The 16443-nt window shown below is 66.5% G+C and carries 12 protein-coding genes; 7 read left to right on the top strand and 5 right to left on the bottom strand.

From position 1 onward, the window contains the following. The first annotated feature begins 41 nt into the window (after positions 1-41). From PCA10_RS25965 to PCA10_RS25940, 6 genes are all read left to right on the top strand, one after another. A complete protein-coding gene (locus PCA10_RS25965; protein ID WP_016495063.1) occupies positions 42-659 on the top strand; it encodes a YqiA/YcfP family alpha/beta fold hydrolase in 618 nt (205 codons plus the stop codon). A 14-nt stretch (positions 660-673) separates the two neighbouring features. After that, positions 674-2563 (top strand): DNA topoisomerase IV subunit B, encoded by a 1890-nt coding sequence (parE, locus tag PCA10_RS25960; protein WP_016495062.1) that lies wholly within the window; start codon positions 674-676, stop codon positions 2561-2563. 26 nt (positions 2564-2589) lie between these two features. Further along, positions 2590-3543: an esterase-like activity of phytase family protein gene (locus tag PCA10_RS25955; RefSeq protein ID WP_016495061.1), complete on the top strand. Its 954-nt coding sequence runs from the start codon at positions 2590-2592 to the stop codon at positions 3541-3543. Further along, positions 3540-4064, top strand: coding sequence for a retropepsin-like aspartic protease family protein (locus PCA10_RS25950; protein WP_016495060.1), 525 nt, complete (start codon positions 3540-3542; stop codon positions 4062-4064). The genes PCA10_RS25955 and PCA10_RS25950 overlap by 4 nt, the downstream gene beginning before the upstream one ends. A gap of 7 nt (positions 4065-4071) precedes the next feature. Next, entirely contained in the window at positions 4072-6330 is a 2259-nt protein-coding gene (parC, locus tag PCA10_RS25945) for a DNA topoisomerase IV subunit A (RefSeq protein ID WP_016495059.1), read from the top strand. A 139-nt stretch (positions 6331-6469) separates the two neighbouring features. Then, the gene (locus PCA10_RS25940) at positions 6470-7183 is read left to right on the top strand and encodes a PqiC family protein (protein ID WP_144277076.1); all 714 of its coding nucleotides are present in this window, start codon (positions 6470-6472) and stop codon (positions 7181-7183) included. Between the two features lie 398 nt (positions 7184-7581). Here PCA10_RS25940 and PCA10_RS25935 read toward each other — a convergent pair whose 3' ends face one another. After that, positions 7582-9105, bottom strand: coding sequence for an AhpA/YtjB family protein (locus tag PCA10_RS25935; protein ID WP_041770453.1), 1524 nt, complete (start codon positions 9103-9105; stop codon positions 7582-7584). A 145-nt stretch (positions 9106-9250) separates the two neighbouring features. Between PCA10_RS25935 and serB the strand changes: the two genes are divergently transcribed. Continuing rightward, positions 9251-10465, top strand: coding sequence for a phosphoserine phosphatase SerB (gene serB, locus PCA10_RS25930; RefSeq protein WP_016495056.1), 1215 nt, complete (start codon positions 9251-9253; stop codon positions 10463-10465). A gap of 103 nt (positions 10466-10568) precedes the next feature. Here serB and PCA10_RS25925 read toward each other — a convergent pair whose 3' ends face one another. The 4 genes from PCA10_RS25925 to rhdA form a co-directional block, all read right to left on the bottom strand. Further along, complete coding sequence (locus PCA10_RS25925; RefSeq protein ID WP_016495055.1) at positions 10569-12638, bottom strand: EAL domain-containing response regulator; 2070 nt, start codon at positions 12636-12638, stop codon at positions 10569-10571. 59 nt (positions 12639-12697) lie between these two features. Beyond that, positions 12698-14524, bottom strand: a complete 1827-nt coding sequence (locus tag PCA10_RS25920) for a hypothetical protein (RefSeq protein WP_016495054.1) — start codon at positions 14522-14524, stop codon at positions 12698-12700. A gap of 184 nt (positions 14525-14708) precedes the next feature. Then, on the bottom strand, positions 14709-15572 hold the full coding sequence (gene asd / locus PCA10_RS25915) for an archaetidylserine decarboxylase (RefSeq protein WP_016495053.1): 864 nt from the start codon (positions 15570-15572) through the stop codon (positions 14709-14711). A gap of 24 nt (positions 15573-15596) precedes the next feature. Continuing rightward, positions 15597-16412: a thiosulfate sulfurtransferase gene (rhdA, locus tag PCA10_RS25910; protein WP_016495052.1), complete on the bottom strand. Its 816-nt coding sequence runs from the start codon at positions 16410-16412 to the stop codon at positions 15597-15599. Positions 16413-16443: the final 31 nt, after the last annotated feature.

Genomic DNA, 16443 nt, shown 5'->3' with positions numbered 1-16443 from the left:
GGCAAGAAGTACTCCTTTCCCTCGACCTGTCAGGAAGCCGCGTGTCCAGCTCCTCACCCAGTCTTCTCTATATCCACGGTTTCAACAGCTCGCCTGCCTCGCACAAGGCGCGCCAGCTCGATGCGCTCATGCAGCGCCTGGGACTGGCCGAGCGCCTGCGGGTACCGGCCCTGCACCACCACCCACGCCAAGCCATCGCGCAGCTCGAAGCGGCCATCGCCGAGCTGGGGCGCCCGGTGCTGGTCGGCAGCTCCCTGGGCGGCTACTATGCGACCCACCTGGCCGAGCGCCACGGCCTTTCGGCCGTGCTGATCAACCCGGCTGTGGCTCCGCACCGGCTGTTCGACGGCCGGCTCGGGCCACAGAAGAATTACTACAGCGACGAAACCTGGGAGCTGACGCTGGAGCACGTGATGGCATTGGCCGAACTGGAAGTGCCGCCACCACGGGACCCGCTGCGTTACCAGGTCTGGTTGCAGACGGCCGACGAGACCCTCGACTACCGCCAGGCGGAGCGCTACTACCGCGCTTGTGCCCTGCGCATCGAGGCCGGCGGCGACCACGGTTTCCAGAACTTCCCCGCCCATCTGCCCGCTTTGCTGGCCTTCGCCGGCCTGCCCGCGCAGCTGTGGCGTGACATCGACTTTTCCGACCTCTGACTGAAAGGGAATCCATGGCTACTTACAACGCGGATGCCATCGAAGTCCTCTCCGGCCTCGACCCGGTGCGCAAGCGCCCGGGCATGTACACCGACACCAGCCGCCCGAACCACCTGGCCCAGGAAGTCATCGACAACAGTGTGGACGAGGCCCTGGCCGGCCACGCCAAGAGCGTGCAGGTGATCCTCCATGAGGACAACTCCCTGCAGGTGATCGACGACGGCCGCGGCATGCCGGTGGATATCCACCCCGAAGAAGGGGTGCCCGGCGTCGAGCTGATCCTCACCAAGCTGCACGCCGGCGGCAAGTTCTCCAACAAGAACTACCAGTTCTCCGGCGGCCTCCACGGCGTGGGCATCTCGGTGGTGAACGCCCTGTCGACCCGCGTCGAAGTGCGGGTCAAGCGCGAAGGCAGCGAGTACCTGATGACCTTCGCCGACGGCTTCAAGGCCAGCGAGCTGGAAGTCATCGGCACGGTCGGCAAGCGCAACACCGGCACCAGCGTGCACTTCTGGCCGGACGCCAAGTACTTCGACTCCCACAAGTTCTCCGTCAGCCGCCTCAAGCATGTGCTCAAGGCCAAGGCCGTGCTCTGCCCGGGGCTGCTGGTCACCTTCGAGGACAAGGCCAGCGGCGAGAAGGTCGAGTGGCACTACGAGGACGGACTGCGTTCCTACCTGGTGGACGCGGTCAGCGAGTTCGAGCGGCTGCCGAGCGAGCCGTTCTGCGGCAGCCTGGCCGGTAACAAGGAAGCCGTGGACTGGGCGCTGCTGTGGCTGCCCGAGGGTGGCGACAGCGTCCAGGAAAGCTATGTCAACCTGATCCCTACCGCCCAGGGCGGCACCCACGTCAACGGCTTGCGCCAGGGCCTGCTGGACGCCATGCGCGAGTTCTGCGAGTTCCGCAACCTGCTGCCCCGTGGGGTGAAGCTGGCGCCCGAGGATGTCTGGGAGCGCATTGCCTTCGTGCTCTCGATGAAGCTGCAGGAACCGCAATTCTCCGGCCAGACCAAGGAGCGCCTGTCCTCCCGCGAGGCGGCCGCCTTCGTCTCCGGGGTGGTCAAGGATGCCTTCAGCCTCTGGCTCAACGCCCACCCGGAACTGGGCATGCAGCTGGCCGAACTGGCCATCAGCAACGCCGGCCGTCGCCTGAAGGCGAGCAAGAAGGTCGAGCGCAAGCGCGTGACCCAGGGCCCGGCGCTGCCCGGCAAGCTGGCCGACTGCGCCGGGCAGGACCCCATGCGCTCGGAACTCTTCCTGGTGGAGGGCGACTCCGCCGGCGGCTCGGCCAAGCAGGCGCGGGACAAGGAATTCCAGGCGATCATGCCCCTGCGCGGCAAGATCCTGAACACCTGGGAAGTCGACGGTGGCGAAGTCCTGGCTTCCCAGGAAGTCCACGACATCGCCGTCGCCATCGGCGTCGATCCCGGCGCCGCCGACCTGACCCAGCTGCGCTACGGCAAGATCTGCATCCTCGCCGATGCCGACTCCGACGGCCTGCACATCGCCACGCTGCTCTGCGCCTTGTTCGTCCGCCACTTCCGCCCGCTGGTGGAAGCCGGCAACGTCTACGTGGCCATGCCGCCGCTGTACCGCATCGACCTGGGCAAGGAAATCTACTACGCCCTGGATGACGCCGAGCGCGACGGTATCCTCGACCGCCTGGTGGCGGAGAAGAAACGCGGCAAGCCGCAGGTCACCCGATTCAAGGGCCTGGGCGAGATGAACCCGCCGCAGCTGCGCGAAACCACCATGGACCCGAACACCCGCCGCCTGGTCCAGCTGACCCTGGAAGACACCGAAGGCACGGTGGAAATCATGGACATGCTGCTGGCGAAGAAGCGCGCCGGCGACCGCAAGTCCTGGCTGGAGTCCAAGGGCAACCTGGCCGAGGTCATGGTGTGAGGAGTGCGCTCCTCCTCCTCGGCCTGATGTTCGCTGCACCGCTCTGGGCCGCCGACGACCTGGAGCAGCTGCGCCTGGCCGCCGAATACCCGGTGGACGGCATGCCCCAGGGCAACCTGTCCGGCCTCGCCCGTTGCGGCACCGACCTGCTGGCGGTGTCCGACCGGGTGGATAACCAGCTCTATCGGCTCACACCCATCGGTGGCGTGCTCCAGGCCGAGGCCGAGATCTTCCACGCGCCGCCACCGCCGCCGAGCAACCTGCCTTGGGGCGTGCGTGCGCGTTCCTGGGCCATCAGCATGCTGCGGGGCAACGACCTGGATTTCGAGGGCATCAGCTGCGATGCCTCCGGTAACCGCTACCTGGTGAGCGAGGCCCACGCGACGGTGCTGCAGGTGCCCGTGAGCGGCGAGCCCAACTGGATGCTGCTGCCGGAGAACCTGGTCCGCCAGGCCCGCGCCAGCGGCATGTTGCTGCACTTCAACGCTTTACTGGAAGGCGTCGCCGTCGATCCCAAGGGGGATCGTCTCTGGCTTGCCGCCGAGCGCGAGCGTCGCGGCCTGATGGTGGTGCACCGCCAGCAGTCCACCTGGCGTTGCTCCGGCGGCTGCGTGATCTTCAGCGAAGCCGGTACCGAGCGTCCGCCGGCGCCCATGGGCAGCGAACAGCGGATGCCCCGGGACTTCGCCGACGTCGCCTACTTCGATGAAAAGCTCTTCACCCTGGAGCGCCTGGCGCACCGGGTCTGCCGGCGCAAGCCGAGCAATGGCGAGGTGGAACGTTGCTGGTCCTTCGCTGAAGAGGCCCTGGCCGACACCCGCCGCTACGGCGTGCCCTTCGGCGTCGCCGAAGGCCTGTGGGTCGACGCCGACGGCGCCTGGATCGGCCTGGACAACGGCGGCAAGGCTCGCGCCGATGGTGAGCGTCGACCCATCGTCTGGCGCTTTTCCACACCCAAGGGCGGCTGGAGCGCGAAATGACCACGCAGGCGCCGGGAAAACGCGCGGGAAGGGTCATGCTGGTGCTCGCCTGGGGCATCGGCCTGCTCCTGGCCGCGCGCTTTTTCGGCATCTGGGAAGATCGCCAGCACAACCCCAACCGTGCGCCCGCGTCGGTGCACGGCGATGGTTACGTCGAGGTGCGCCTGGCCAGCAGCCGGCAAGGGCACTACCTGCTGGACGGCCGGATCGACGGCCAGGACGTGACCTTCCTCCTCGATACCGGCGCCACCCAGGTGGCGGTGCCCGCGGCGCTGGCCGGGCGGCTTGGGCTCGCGCCCGGCTCCGCGGTCACCCTGAGCACCGCCAACGGTCGCGTCACCGGCCATCGCACCCAGTTGCAGGAACTGCGCCTGGGAGACATCCGGCTGACCCAGGTACCGGCGATCATCGTGCCGGGCATGGACGGCGACGAGGTGCTGCTCGGCATGAGCGCCCTGAAACAACTCGAATTCACCCAGCGCGACGGCACCCTGGTGCTGCGCCAAGTCACTTCTCCGTGAGGCACGCATGAGCGAATCCCTCGATCTGAGCCTGGAGGGCGTCGAACGCCGCTCCCTGGCCGATTTCACCGAACAGGCCTACCTCAACTATTCCATGTACGTGATCATGGACCGTGCCCTGCCGCATATCGGCGACGGTCTGAAACCCGTACAGCGGCGCATCATCTACGCCATGAGCGAGCTGGGCCTGGACGCCGACTCCAAGCACAAGAAGTCGGCGCGTACCGTCGGCGACGTACTCGGCAAGTTCCATCCCCACGGCGATTCCGCCTGCTACGAAGCCATGGTGCTGATGGCCCAGCCCTTCAGCTACCGCTACACCCTGGTGGACGGCCAGGGCAACTGGGGTGCGCCTGACGATCCCAAGTCCTTCGCCGCCATGCGCTACACCGAGGCGCGCCTGTCGCGCTACTCGGAAGTGCTGCTCTCGGAGCTCGGCCAGGGCACCGTGGACTGGGTACCGAACTTCGACGGCACCCTGAACGAGCCGGCGACCCTGCCGGCGCGCCTGCCCAACCTGCTGCTCAACGGCACCACCGGCATCGCCGTCGGCATGGCCACCGACGTACCGCCGCATAACCTGCGAGAAGTGGCGGCCGCCTGCGTGCGCCTGCTCGACGAGCCAAGTGCCACGGTCGAGCAGCTCTGCGAACACATCCTGGGCCCGGACTTCCCCACCGAGGCGGAAGTCATCACCCCGCGCGCCGATCTGCTGAAGATCTACGAGACCGGCCGTGGCTCGGTGCGCATGCGTGCCGTTTACCGGGTGGAAGATGGCGACATCGTGGTCACCGCGCTGCCCCACCAGGTGTCCGGCTCCAAGGTGCTGGAGCAGATCGCCGGCCAGATGCAGGCCAAGAAGCTTCCCATGGTGGCCGACCTGCGCGACGAGTCGGACCACGAGAACCCCACCCGTATCGTCATCATCCCGCGCTCCAACCGTGTCGATGCCGACGAACTGATGCAGCACCTGTTCGCCACCACCGACCTGGAGTCGAGCTACCGGGTCAACACCAACGTCATCGGCCTGGACGGCAAGCCCCAGGTCAAGGACCTGCGCACCCTGCTCAGCGAGTGGCTGACCTACCGCATCGGCACCGTGCGCCGCCGCCTGCAGTTCCGCCTGGACAAGGTGGAGAAGCGCCTGCACCTGTTGGACGGTTTGCTGATCGCCTTCCTCAACCTGGATGAAGTGATCCACATCATCCGCACCGAGGACCAACCCAAGCAGGTCCTGATGGCGCGCTTCGATCTCACCGAGATCCAGGCCGACTACATTCTCGACACCCGTCTGCGCCAACTGGCCCGCCTGGAAGAGATGAAGATCCGTGGCGAGCAGGACGAACTGCTGAAGGAACAGAAAAAGCTGCAGACGCTGCTGGGCAGCGACAGCAAGCTGAAGAAGCTGGTGCGTGACGAACTGATCAAGGACGCCGAGACCTACGGCGATGCTCGCCGCTCGCCGATAGTCGCCCGCGCCGAAGCCCGCGCCCTGTCGGAAACCGAACTGATGCCGACCGAGCCGGTGACCGTGGTGCTCTCCGAGAAGGGTTGGGTGCGTTGCGCCAAGGGCCACGATATCGATGCGACCGGTCTCTCCTACAAGGCCGGCGATGGCTTCAAGGCCGCGGCGCCAGGGCGTTCCAACCAGTACGCGGTGTTCATCGACTCCACCGGCCGCAGCTATTCCCTGGCGGCGCATTCGCTGCCCTCGGCCCGTGGCCAGGGCGAGCCGCTCACCGGCAAGCTGACGCCTCCGCCGGGCGCAAACTTCGACTGCGTGCTGCTGCCCGAGGATGACGCCACCTACGTGATCGCTTCCGACGCCGGCTATGGCTTCGTGGTCAAGGGCGCCGACCTGCAGGCCAAGAACAAGGCCGGCAAGGCCCTGCTCAGCTTGCCGAACGGCGCCAAGGTGGTGCCGCCGCGCCCGGTGCAGAGCGTCGAGGAGGACTGGCTGGCCGCCGTCACCACCGAAGGTCGCCTGCTACTGTTCAAGGTCGCCGACCTGCCGCAGCTGGCCAAGGGCAAGGGCAACAAGATCATCGGCATCCCCGGCGATCGCGTCGCCAGCCGTGAGGAATACCTGACGGACCTGGCGGTATTGCCGGCCGGCGCGACCCTGGTTCTGCAGGCCGGCAAGCGCACCCTGTCGCTCAAGGCCGATGACCTGGAGCACTACAAGGGCGAGCGCGGACGCCGTGGCAACAAGCTCCCGCGCGGGTTCCAGCGAGTCGACGCGCTACAGGTGGAACCGGTGGCCTGAGTCCGGCGACAGCGAATTGACGTGGGGCTCTGGAGTCCAGCGCCACATTGACGGATGATATGTCCCCTCGCCGCTCCGGATGGCGGCGAAGACGAACGAATGCGACTGCAGGCTGCTCACGAGGCAGCCGTGGGTGAGATTGATGATCATGCGTTTTCCCCTGGCTTTGATGCTGGCCAGCCTCCTGGGGCTGGCCGGTTGTGTACATAGCCCCCCCGTCCCGATGTTCCAGCTGGATGCCGGCACCCCGGAGGTGCCCTCCAAGAATGCCGGGATTCAGGTTCTGCTCGGCCCGGTGACCGTGGCCGACTACCTGCAGCGTGAAACCCTGCTGCAACGTCAGCCCGACGGCAGCCTGACCGCTGCGCCGGATGGCCGCTGGGCCGGTAGCCTGGCCGCGGATATCGACCAGGTTCTGTTGCGTCAGCTGTCCTGGCGCCTGGACAGCCAACGTCTGGTGCTGGCCCCGGGTAACCCCGGCTTCACGCCCGAAGTGCAGGTGCTGCTGACCATCAGCCGCCTGGACTCCGGCCCGCAGCGTCCGGCAGTGCTGGAGGCGCAATGGCGCCTGCTGGACCGCGCCGGCCAACTGCGTGACAGCCGCCTGGTGCGCCTGGAAGAGAGCCATGCCGGCACTTCCGCCGACCAGGTGCGTGCCCAGAGCGAACTGCTGCAGCAACTGGCCGAGCAACTGGCCGCCGCGGTCAAGCCGCTGGAAGGTCAGCCGGTGGCCGTCGAGCCCGTGCGCAAACCGGCCGCGCCTGCGGCGCCGGCCAAGGCCAAGGAACCGCAACCGCCGAAGATCCCCATGGCGGCGCCGGTGCGTACCGATGTGGAAGTGTTCCGCTTCTGAGTGCGCAGCACGCCTGGAAAGAGCCCGCTATTTGCGGGCTTTTTCATGCCTATGGATAACCGGTAGGAGCGATTTCAATCGCGATGCAAGCCGTCATACCGGTTGCAGGGTGGACCACGCTTCACCGGTCCACCATTCGATGCCCTGCATAGCGCCGCTGGTGGATGGAAAAGCATCATCCCCCTTGTACCGAGTGACGGATGATGGCTCTCCTGTAGGTTGGGTAGAGCGCAGCGAAACCCAACGATTCCCCAGGCAGGCCGAACGTTGGGCTTCGCATAGCTCAGCCACAACCTACACGCCCCCCTTCAATCAATCGGAGATCAGCTCGGCCCCGTTGGTCTGGAATGGCGGCATGAAAAAGCCCGCAACTGCGGGCTTTTTCATCAGCGGGAGGTTCAGTGCGCGCGGGCTTCGTGCATGCGCGACAGCTGGCGTTCCAGCAGCGAGGGGTAGGGCTCCAGCAGGCGTTCGACGCAGCTGGCGCCTTCCGGGCTGCTGATGGAGCGGATGCGGGCGCGCTGGCGCAGCAGGTCGTCGTCAGCGATGGCGCGTTCCACCAGCAGCAGGTTGCGGCTGTGCTGGCACAGCGCGAGGGCGTTCTGGGTGGTGTCGTTGAGCAGCAGGTCGCCCTGGCCGAGGCCGAAGAGGTCGTCGCCCAGGGTCAGGCCCAGTTGCAGCTGCAGGGTGATGCCGCTGTCGGCCACCTCGATCTGCAGGGCGTGGCCGAGGGCGCGCATCAGTTCGCCACAGCAGACGGCATGGGTCAGGTAGTCCTCGCCACCGTCCCGGCTGTGGAAGAGCATCAGGCTGCTGCCGTCGTTGAGGGTCAGCAACTGGCAATGGTAGAGGCGCGCAGCCTGGTCCAGGCAATCGCGGTAGCGCTGCAGCAAGTCCATCAGGCGGGCCCGTGGCAGGCGGCGCAGCTGGTCCTGGGCACCCAGTTGGATGGCCAGTACGGCACTGTTCTGCGGCTCTGCGGGCGCCACGGGCGCCGGCGTCGGGGCGGGTTGTGGTTCGGCCAGCTCCTCGCGCAGGTCGACGAAGGGGTCTTCCTCGTCCGGGGTGAACAACTTGCTCGGGGTGTCTTCCTCGACGTCGTAGCTGTCGTCGCGCAGGTCGCGGACCTCGAAGCTCTCCTCGGCGTCCTGTTCTTCGTCCAGGTAGTGCTCTTCGTCCTCGGCGTAATCCTCTTCTTCCAGGATGGGCTCCGGCTCGGGCTCGGGCTTCTCCGGCACCAGGCGGGCCTGCAGCTGGCGGGCGAGGTCGCCGATCTCATCCTGGCGGCCGGCGCCAGGGGCGGGGTCGTCCGGGTCGCGAAGCCAGACCCGCAGTTGCAGCAGCGGTGTGGAGATATGGCGGCCCAGGCGCAGGCTGAGGGACAGGGTCAGGGCCAGCAGGATCAGGCTGAGCAGGCCCATGCTCTGCAGGCTGATGGTCATGGGCTGCTGGAACTGCTCCATGTCCAGGCTCAGGCGCAGGTGCCCGGCTATCACTTCCTGGAAGGTGATAGGCGTGGAGTACAGGCCTTCGGCTTCGCCCAGCAGGCCCTGCTTGGGCCGCGAGCCGGCCTCGGCGAGGATGCGGTTGTCGACGCTGTAGATGGCCGCGTGGGCCACCAGTGGGTTCTTCACCAGGTTGTTGAGCAGCACGTTGAGGCTGAGGATGTCGTTGGACACCAGCAGTTCGGTGGCTGAGGCCGCCGTCTGCGCCGTCAGGCTCTGGCCAAGGGCGTCGGCCTGCTGCTGCATGGCCTGCTTGAACTGCATGCCCATGACCCAGGCATAGATCACCAGCGCCAGGGCCACCAGCAGCAAACTGTGGCTGGCGATGCGCAGGGCAAGTGGCACGCGCCTCTGGCGGAGGGCGTGGAAGATCAGCAGGAAGAAGTTATCGGGTTTGACAGGCGTGGGCCGGTTCACAGAGCGCGGCTCTTCTCGAACGAAATTGTGCCGCAGTATAGCGAGCGCCCCTTGCAGGGCAAAGCGCCGGGCATGCCAGGCATGCCGCGTAAGCCGTGAAAGTGGGTAGAATGTGCGCCTTTTCATGCGTTGAACGAGGTGCGCCTTGCGCGAGATTGTCCTGATCAACATCACTGGCGAGGATCGCCCCGGCCTGACCGCCGCAATCACCGGCGTTCTGGCCCAGGGTGGCGTGAACATTCTGGATATCGGCCAGGCGGTGATCCACGACACCCTGTCGTTCGGCATCCTGGTGGAAATCCCGGACAACGGCGAAGCCTCGTCCGTGCTCAAGGACGTGCTGTTCACCGCCTACAAGCTGGACCAGCAGGTGCGTTTCACCCCGGTTTCCGAGTCCGACTACCAGCAGTGGGTCGGCGGCCAGGGCAAGAGCCGCTACATCGTCACCCTGCTGACCCGCAAGGTGACCGCCGAGCAGTTGCAGCGGGTGAGTTCCATCACCGCCAAGTACGGCCTGAACATCGATCACATCGACCGTCTGTCGGGCCGCATGCCATTGGATATGCCGGCCGACCAGGGCAAGGGCTGCATCGAGTTCTCCGTGCGTGGCGAGCCCGCTGATCCGGTGGCATTGCGCGCCGAGTTCCTCAGCGTGGCCCAGGAGCTGAACGTCGACATCGCCTTCCAGCGCGACTCGCTGTTCCGCCGCAACCGCCGCCTGGCGGTGTTCGACATGGATTCGACGCTGATCGAGGCCGAGGTGATCGACGAGCTGGCCAAGGCCGCCGGGGTGGGCGACCAGGTCGCGGAAATCACCGAGCGCGCCATGCGCGGCGAACTGGACTTCCGCGCCAGCTTCAAGGAGCGCCTGGGCCTGCTCCAGGGCCTGTCGGAGGAGGTGCTGGAAGAGATCGGCGCTTCCCTGCGCCTGACCGAAGGCGCCGAAACCCTGTTCGCCGAGCTCAAGCGCCTGGGCTACAAGACCGCGATCCTTTCCGGCGGCTTCAGCTACTTCGCCAAGCAGCTGCAGGCCAAGCTGGGCATCGACTACGTGTTCGCCAACGAGCTGCAGATCGTCGACGGCAAGCTGACCGGCGTGGCGGTGGAGCCCATCGTCGACGCCCAGCGCAAGGCCGACCTGCTGCGCGAGCTGGCCCAGAAGGAAGGCCTGCGCCTGGAGCAGACCATCGCCGTGGGCGATGGCGCCAACGACCTGCCGATGCTCGGCCTGGCCGGCCTGGGCGTGGCCTTCCGCGCCAAGCCGCTGGTCAAGCAGTCGGCCAAGCAGGCCATCTCCACCCTGGGCCTGGACGGCATCCTCTATCTGCTGGGCTTCCGCGACCGCGACGGCCAGGACTGAGGCGTTCGCCGGACATGAAAAAGCCGCCTTCGGGCGGCTTTTTCATGGTTCGTCGCGATGGGTATCGCTTCGCTCGACCCATCCTACGGCGGCACGCTACCTCTTATTCATCTTCGGAGGAGAAGTCGTAATCCATCGCCTGGCTGGGGCCCTGCAGGTAGTAGCCCTGGATGTAGTTGACGCCGGCCTGCCAGAGCGTCGCCAGTACGCTGGCGGTTTCGACGAAGGGCACGATGGTCAGCTTGGCCTGGGCGTGGAGGCTGGCGAGCAGCGTCTTGAGCGCATCCTGGTTCTCGGGACGGCTGAGATCCTGGGTGAAGGAACCATCGACCTTCACGAAGTCGATGGAGAGGTGCTTGAGGGTGTTGAAGGGGGTCAGCGCGCAGCCGAACTGGCTCAGGGCGACCTGGCAGTGCAGCTCGGCCAATCCCTGGGTCAGCAGCTTGGCCTGTTTCAGGTAGGCGATGGCATCCGGCTCGCTGAACTGGAAGATCAGCGCATCGGAGGGTAGCCGTGCCGCCTTGAGCGCCACGCTGAGCCACGGTAGCAGGGTCTGGTCCTGCAGGCTGGAGCTCGACAGGTGCACGAACAGCCGCGTGTTGTGGCCCTTGGTGCGGTGCTCGGCAAGCAGCTTGATGGAGTTGAGGATCACCCAGCGGTCGATCTTCTCGGCCAGGCCGGCGTCCCTGGCCGCGTCGAGGAAGTCGGCGGGTGGCACTTCCTCGCCCTGCGGGCTGAGCAGGCGCAGCAGCACTTCGTAGTGTTCGAAGCTGTCGCCGCGCAGGCTGATGATCGGTTGGAACAGCAGGCGGAAGCTGTTGTTCTCCAGGGCCTGCTGGACCATGGCCACCAGGTTGCCGCGATTGGCTGCGGCGGCCAGTTCTTCCGCCGGGTCGTAGAGCTTGAGGCCGTTATTGTCGCCGAGTTCATCGGCGCAGCGATGGGCGCGGTCCACCACGTCCTGGGCCTTGGGTGTGGTTTCGCTGAGGCCGGCGACGCCGATGCACAGGCTGAGCTGTACGGTACGGCTGCTGACGTCGAACAGGTGGATGTCGATCTTTTTCAGCAAGGCCTGCAGGCTTTCGGTGGCCTGTTCCGGGGAGAGGCCCGGAAGCAGCACGCCGAACACGTCGTCGCCATAGCGCGCCAGCTGGGCGTCGCCGGCGAAATGGGCGCGCAGCAGGTTGGCGAGGTCCGTGAGCAGCAGGTCGACGCCGGCGATGCCGACTTCGGCCAACAGGCTCGAATAGCGGGCGACGCGGATGTAGCCGAGGCTGGACGGCTGCCCGGCGTTGACGGCGCGTTCCGCCGCGACGTCGAGCATCTCGTTGAAGTGGGTGCGATTGAACAGGCCGGTGACCAGGTCCTGGCTGCTGATCTCGCGCAGCTTCTCTTCCAGTTCGGCGCTATCGGTTTCGGCGCGGATGACCACCTGGATGCAGGGTTCGCCGTCGTAGGTGGCGGGGGAGAAGCTCATGCGCGCCTGGAAGCTCTGGCCATCGACCTTGCAACCGTTGCAGGTCAGCTCGCCGCTGCCCTCGCCATCGCGGTAGTTCTTCAGGAAGTCCTTGAACCCGGATTGGTCGGTGCCGGCGATCAGGTCGATCATCGGCATGCCTTCGAGTTCGTCGCCGTCGTCGTAGCCGAACATCTCCACGTAGGCGCGGTTGGCATAGATGTGCATGCCGTCGTGGACATAGGCGATGGCATCCACCGAGCTGTCGAGCAGCAGCTGGCAGCGCTTCTCGGCTTCCCGCAGGCTGACTTCGGCGGCGCGTCGGGCGCGGCGTTGCTCGAGGTTCGCCAGTTCGCGGTTGGCCACCAGTACCAGGCGCTCGTCCTCGCCCTGGGGCAAGGCATCCTGGGCGCCGAGGGCCAGGGCTTCGGTAATGAGGTCGGAGTCGTTGTCCGGCACCAGCTGGATGAAGGGGATGTCCTTGGACTGGCGGCGGATGCTGGTGAGGGCTTCGCCCGGGCTCAGGAGTTCGCTGGTGGGTGCGGCGATCAGAAGGTCCCAGCTCTGCTGCAGGGCTTCATTGAGATCGTCGCCGCCAAGGATGCGGTGGACGCGGGTGGCGCGGCCGGCGTTGCGAAATAGGCTGACCAGACGCTCGGCTTCGTTCTGCGAGTCTTCCAGGATCAGGAGGCGGATCGTTTTCTTTTCGATGGCCATGGCCTGTGCTTAGCGCCGAACGAGCGCGAATAGGCGACGAATGGTGATAAGCCTCGAATCTACAGCGACTTCCAGAGCGAGTCAAAATCTTCCTCGCCCCCCGGCGACTGGCTTCCCGGTGCTGTGACGGGCTTCCCTTGTGGCGGTGTCGGCTGCTCGAAGATCCGGTATTCGAACTGGTTGAAACTGCCCGTGCTGGTAAGGCGGCGGGTGAGGACCGCGCGGTGCTCGTCGCCATGCAGGTTGATCTGCACCTTGTTGCCTTCCTGGAAGGGCAGGCGCGGCGTGATCAGCGTGGCCGGACGGGAAATGGCGCCGATGGCCGGCAGCAGCAGGGCGCGCAGGTAGTGGCTGTTCTGCTCGCCCTTGCGCAGCAGCAGTACGCCGCAGGATTGCGCCTGGGGGGCCACCAGTTCGATGCCCATCTGGGTGCCGCCGCCGCGTACCTGGCGGATCCAGCGCACCACGGCGATGCTCCAGCCCTGGCCGGGGATGTCCTGTACGCCGAGCAGTTCGCCGGCCTGCAACTGGCTGGGCACTTCCTTGGGCCAGCTCAGGCAGTAGCCGCCCGGGCTGTGGTTGACCACCGCGACACTGAAGGTCGGGTAGCTCTCCGGCGCCGCGCTGGCCTGGGTGGGCTGTGCGTTGCTTTCGGCGACGGGGCGGGTGTATTCGATTTCCTCGAGTGGCATGCCTGGCTGCCAGCCCTGGTTGGGCTGGGCGTCGAATGCCTTGGACCAGACGTCCTTGGCGACCGGCTTGGCCACGCTGTCGAAGACCGCCTGGCCAATGTCCAAGGGGATCTTCAGCACTTCGCTGAATGGGCGGCTGCCGGCCAGGTAGAAATGCAGCGCGCTCATGCCGATGCACAGGGTCAGGCTGCCCTGGCCGGGGTTGCGCTGGAAGGTGCGCTCGGAGATGTCGCCCCAGGCCGAGCTCAGGTGCTGCAGCAGGTCGACGCTCAGGCCCTCGGGCATAAGCAGGCGCGATTGGCCGCGCTGTTCGGCCGGCAGCAGCAGGTATTCCTTGATGGCGTCCACCAGCGGCAACGGGTCGAACCCCAGCAGGGTGCGCGGGTCGGCTTCGCTGAACAGGGATTTGTAGCGCGGCGGCCCGTCCAGCTGCGGCGCCACGGCGAACAGGCTGGACGGCAGGTCGGCCGGCTGCAGGCTGACCAGCGCGCTCCAGGGTTCGAGGACTTCCGCGAGACGGGCGATGCCGTTCTGGCGCATCTGGTTGCAGCGGGAGCAGCCCAGCAGCAGGGCCACCAGGTAGGTCTGCTCGACGCTCAGGCCCTGGGTGTGACGGGCCAGCGGGTCGCGCACGGTCACACGATGCAGCTGGCGGCCCTGGGCCAGTTGATAGAGCTGGTGCAGTTCCAGCCAGAGGCCTTCCGGGACCGGGCAGTACAGCTGGTTGGAGCGGATCAGCGGGCCGTTCAGGCTGTGCACGGCGCGCTGCAGGGCGATGGCCAGGAGTTGCACGCGTTCGCGGTCGCGGCTGGGTCGCGGCGACTCCTGCACGACGATCAGTTTGTAACCGATGGCCAGGTGGTTCTGCAGGGCCTGGCAGAGGTTGGCGACCTTGCGGGGCCGCTCGTCGAGCACGATGGACTGGCTGAGGAAGTGGCGTTCCAGGTGCTGGCAGACGAAGTAGATTTCCGGCCGCATCAGTTCCAGCAGCTGCAGGCGGTTTTCGCAGGGGGTTTCCAGTTGGTTCAGCTCTACCATCGCCTGGTAGAGCTGGCGCGCGGTCTCGCCGAGGTTGGCCTTCGGCAGATGGGCGATCCAGCCTTTCAGCTCACGAGGGGTGGCACCGCAGAAGGACAGGCTCTGTTTGCTAGGCGTAGGGACACGCAACAGCAGGTGAGGGCTCTGGTGGTCCATCCGGATCGGCTTCTCCGATTGCTCGTGCGACATGAATTGGCTTGGTTTTCAGCACTCTAACAGCATCCTTGCGCGCTGGCAGCCATCCCGGGGGCGGACTGTCGACGCGTTGGCAGGTGCTGCGAATACCTGTCTTCCATGATAGGACCCCGGCCGGATAGTGCAGTTCGGCCGGGGTTTTTCCTCAGGCTTCCTTGGGCAGGGCCAGCAGCTGGCCCATGCGCACCTGGCTGCCCGGCCAGGCGTTTTCGGCCCAGCGCACCTGATCCGGCCCGAAAAGAACGATGGCGGTGGAGCCGAGCTTGAAGCGGCCGAGTTCCTCGCCCTTCTCCAGTTTGATCGGCGCGCGGGCCGCTTCGCCGTAGCTGAAGGTCTTGAGTTCGCGCTTGGGCGGAGTCACCAGCCCGGCCCAGGTGGTTTCGACCGAGGCGACGATCATCGCCCCCACCAGCACCACGGCCATGGGGCCGCGCTCGGTGTCGAACAGGCAGACCACCCGTTCGTTGCGAGCGAACAGTTCCGGCACGTTCTCGGCGGTGCTCTGGTTCACCGAGAACAGGCGGCCGGGTACGTAGACCATCTCCCGCAGGGTGCCGCCCAGGGGCGCGTGCACGCGGTGGTAGTCCTTCGGCGACAGGTAGACCGTGGCGAACTCACCGCCCATGAAGGGCGCCGCCAGTTCGGCGTCGCCACCCAGCAGTTCGAGCACGCTGAAGCTGTGGCCCTTGGCCTGGAAGCAGCGGCCGTGCTCGATCGGGCCGATCTGGCTGATGGCGCCGTCGGCCGGGCAGAGGATGGCGCCGGGGGTTTCGTCCAGCGGACGCGCGCCGGGCTTCAGCGCACGGGTGAAGAAGGCGTTGAAGTGCTCGTAGGCGGTGAGGTCTTCGACCAGCGCTTCACCCATGTTCACCTGGTAGCGCTTGGCGAACCAGGCGGTGAAGGCGTTCTTGAACCAGCGCACGCGGCACTCGGCGATGCCGCCGGCCAGGCGCGACAGCAGGTGATGCGGCAGCAGGTACTGGCTGATGATGAAAAGGCGTTCTTTCATGGTGTTTCCTTGGCGGGCAGGCTCTCAGAGCTCTACGGGGGTATCTGGGTGATTGCCCCACTCGGACCAGGAGCCGGCGTAACCCTTGACCCGCGGATAACCGAGGGCCTTGGCGACCAGATAGGTGAAGCCCGAGCGGTGATGGGTCTGGCAGTGGGTGACGATTTCCTTGTCCGGGGTGATGCCCAGCGACTTGAGGATTTCCGCCATGTCGGTGCGGATGCGCAGGGCACGGGCCTGGTCCATGCCGGCGGTCCACTCGAAATTGACCGCGCCCGGAATGTGTCCGCCCTTGGCGGCCAGCACCTTGGTGCCGTTGTACTCACCGGGGCCGCGGGCGTCCCAGATGGCCAGGTCGGCCGCACCGAGACGGCTTTGCAGGTACTCGCGGGTGGCGGTGGGTTCGTCATGCAGGGGCAGGGCGAGCGGGCCGCCTACCGGCGCCGGTACCAGATCGGAGGTTTCCCGGCCTTCGGCCAGCCAGGCGTGCAGGCCGCCGTCCAGGTAGTGGTAGCGGTGGTGGCCGATCACATCCAGCAGCCAGATGAAACGTCCGGCCCAGCCACCGCCTTCGTCGTCGTAGACCACGTAGGTGGCGTCGCTGCGGTGGCCGAGCTCACCGAACAGCGCTTCGAGGTCGGCCTTGGCCGGCAGCAGGCCCGGCGCCGGCGGCTGGCCGAGCTGGGTGCGCTTGGGGTCGACGAAACGAGCGCCCGGCAGGTGGCCGGCGGTATAGCGCGCGGTGCTGGTGAGGTCGACCAGGATCAGGTCGGCGGCGTCGAGGCGGGAGGCCAGGTCGGCCGGCTCGATCACCAGCGGCAGGTTGGAGAAGGCGGACATGGAAGCCTCCATTAATGGGCAAAGTGGCGGA

Source organism: Pseudomonas resinovorans NBRC 106553 (assembly GCF_000412695.1).
GTDB classification, from domain to species: Bacteria; Pseudomonadota; Gammaproteobacteria; order Pseudomonadales; family Pseudomonadaceae; genus Metapseudomonas; species Metapseudomonas resinovorans_A.
Note: the sequence above shows the minus strand (reverse complement) of the source record. Positions and strands in the feature narration are given on the sequence as shown.

Excerpts from the sequence above, each read along its gene's own strand:
- PCA10_RS25920 (WP_016495054.1), bottom strand. The coding sequence starts at position 14,524 with ATGGACCACCAGAGCCCTCACCTGCTGTTGCGTGTCCCTACGCCTAGC.
- parE (WP_016495062.1), top strand. The coding sequence starts at position 674 with ATGGCTACTTACAACGCGGATGCCATCGAAGTCCTCTCCGGCCTCGAC.
- rhdA (WP_016495052.1), bottom strand. The coding sequence starts at position 16,412 with ATGTCCGCCTTCTCCAACCTGCCGCTGGTGATCGAGCCGGCCGACCTG.
- PCA10_RS25955 (WP_016495061.1), top strand. The coding sequence starts at position 2,590 with ATGTTCGCTGCACCGCTCTGGGCCGCCGACGACCTGGAGCAGCTGCGC.
- PCA10_RS25925 (WP_016495055.1), bottom strand. The coding sequence starts at position 12,638 with ATGGCCATCGAAAAGAAAACGATCCGCCTCCTGATCCTGGAAGACTCG.
- asd (WP_016495053.1), bottom strand. The coding sequence starts at position 15,572 with ATGAAAGAACGCCTTTTCATCATCAGCCAGTACCTGCTGCCGCATCAC.
- parC (WP_016495059.1), top strand. The coding sequence starts at position 4,072 with ATGAGCGAATCCCTCGATCTGAGCCTGGAGGGCGTCGAACGCCGCTCC.
- PCA10_RS25950 (WP_016495060.1), top strand. The coding sequence starts at position 3,540 with ATGACCACGCAGGCGCCGGGAAAACGCGCGGGAAGGGTCATGCTGGTG.